Raw genomic sequence first — 1,912 nt, forward strand, 5'->3', positions numbered from 1 at the left:
ACCCCGCGGACCTCACCACCGACGAGCTCGCCCAGGACGCCACCTCCGACAGCGACAGCCCCACCACCAGCATCACCCTCACCGACAGCGCCAAGAAGATCCCCACCCAGCTCCTCGCCGCCTACCAGAAGGCCGCCCAGCAACTCGCCGMGGACAAACCCAGCTGCAACCTGCCCTGGGAACTACTCGCCGCCATCGGCAAGGTCGAGTCCAACCACGCCACCGGCCGCAGCATCACCACCGACGGCACCGTCACCAGCCCACTCATCCTCGGCCCCCGCCTCRACGGCACCGGCGGCAACGCCCTCATCCGCGACAGCGACAACGGCGCCCTCGACCACGACACCGTCTACGACCGCGCCGTCGGCCCCATGCAGTTCATCCCCACCACCTGGGCCGGCTCCGGCCGCGACGGCAACGGCGACGGCRTCAAGAACCCRCACAACATCCACGACGCCGACCTCGCCGCCGGCCACTACCTCTGCGCCCGCGACCGCGACCTCGACGACGCCGCCGACCTACGCGCCGCGATCCTGTCSTACAACCCCTCCGACGCCTACGTCCGCACCGTCCTCACCTGGCTCAACGGCTACCGCCAGGGCGGCGCCACCCCCACGGCCAGCGGCATCGGGACCAGCGGAACCGGAACCACGGGGAGGGCACCGGCCAACCACACCGCCGCGACAGCATCCGGCGGGAACGCCGCCAGCCCGACCGCCTCCACCGAGCCCACCCTCGGCGACATCCCCATCGTCACCATGACTCCAAGTCGAGCGCCTGCGGCGAGCAGCCCTCCCTCCCCCACACCCACCCCGGGCCCAGCCGTCCCCGCCGCGACGTCGTCTCCACCGACGATTGATCTTGAGCCAGAGGACTGTGATCCCATGCGGGCGGCCGACCTCGCCGTCGCCTTCACGGATCTCGACCCGGACACCGCCGGCGCCGAGGCGCTCGACCTCACCACCGCGCGCCTGCCCTGGCTGAACACCACCGTCACGGTCGAGGCCACCGCGACCACCGCAGGAGGCGTGCCTGTCGCGTCTGTCACGACAACGCTTCAGGCGGCCGACGACGCGCTCCCACCCATGGTGCTCGCCCGGATTCCGGGCGCAAGCCTCGCAACGGCAAGCCTGCCCCAGGACATGCTCATCCTCACCCTGAAGATCAGATCCGATGACCGGCACTGTCCGGCAGACTTCCGCGTAAGCATCCGAAACGTCCGGCCTGGCGCGTTCGCTTCCCACCTGCCGGAACCATCTCCAACAGTCTCGCCAACGCCGAGTGAGCCGGCGACACCGGCGACCACGCCGCCCGAAGCCGAGGCGCCTGCCACCGAGGCGCCGGGCATCACATCCGCCGAACCAACGCCCTCGACGTCCGCCCCGCCGACGCCGTGAGCCCGCGCCATACCCGCGGAAAACCGGCTAACAAGCTGTCCCTTCAGGCCACAGCGTCGGCGTGCGGGTCGGTGACCGGCAGGCGCAAGGTCTGATCGCCGAAATCGGCGATCAGGTCGGGCACGCGGGCCACCCTGATGCCCATGCGGGCGGCGATGTCCTTCTGGATCAGCCCGGTCTGCCTGCGAGCCTCGGCGAGTTGGTGCCCCGCGCCTCGGCCAGCAGCCGGCGGGCCCCGGCCTCGATCTCTGCCGGCGTCGCACGGGCCGCGTAAAACTCGGCTTCGAGCGTCTCCCGGTCCTGCAGAACGGGCATGATCGCTCCTGATCCCCGATGGTGTCGGCGATAGCCGGGTCGTAGTTCAGGCCGCGTGAACCGCCGGTCTCGGTGCCGTTGACCTGGGTCAAGTTTTCCTGAACACGACCTACGCCTACACCGCCCGGGGCACCCTGGCCACCCGCGTCGAGGGCAGCACCACCACGACCACGACGTTCGACGCGTTCGACAAACTGATC

Annotated in this window: 2 protein-coding genes; one reads left to right on the forward strand and one right to left on the reverse strand. The window is 70.4% G+C overall.

Annotated elements, in window-relative coordinates; all coding sequences use genetic code 11:
• Positions 1-1,397, forward strand: a 1,397-nt coding sequence (locus CcI49_RS42080) for a hypothetical protein (RefSeq protein WP_076827410.1), incomplete at its 5' end; no start/stop codon positions are given.
• A 168-nt stretch (positions 1,398-1,565) separates the two neighbouring features.
• Here CcI49_RS42080 and CcI49_RS42565 read toward each other — a convergent pair.
• Positions 1,566-1,712 carry a hypothetical protein gene (locus CcI49_RS42565; protein ID WP_198955548.1) on the reverse strand — a complete coding sequence of 49 codons (147 nt, stop codon included), beginning with the start codon at positions 1,710-1,712 and terminating at the stop codon, positions 1,566-1,568.
• Positions 1,713-1,912 lie beyond the last annotated feature (200 nt).

The organism is Frankia sp. CcI49, assembly GCF_001983215.1.
Taxonomy (GTDB): Bacteria; Actinomycetota; Actinomycetes; order Frankiales; family Frankiaceae; genus Parafrankia; species Parafrankia irregularis.

Excerpts from the sequence above, each read along its gene's own strand:
- CcI49_RS42565 (WP_198955548.1), bottom strand. The coding sequence starts at position 1,712 with ATGCCCGTTCTGCAGGACCGGGAGACGCTCGAAGCCGAGTTTTACGCG.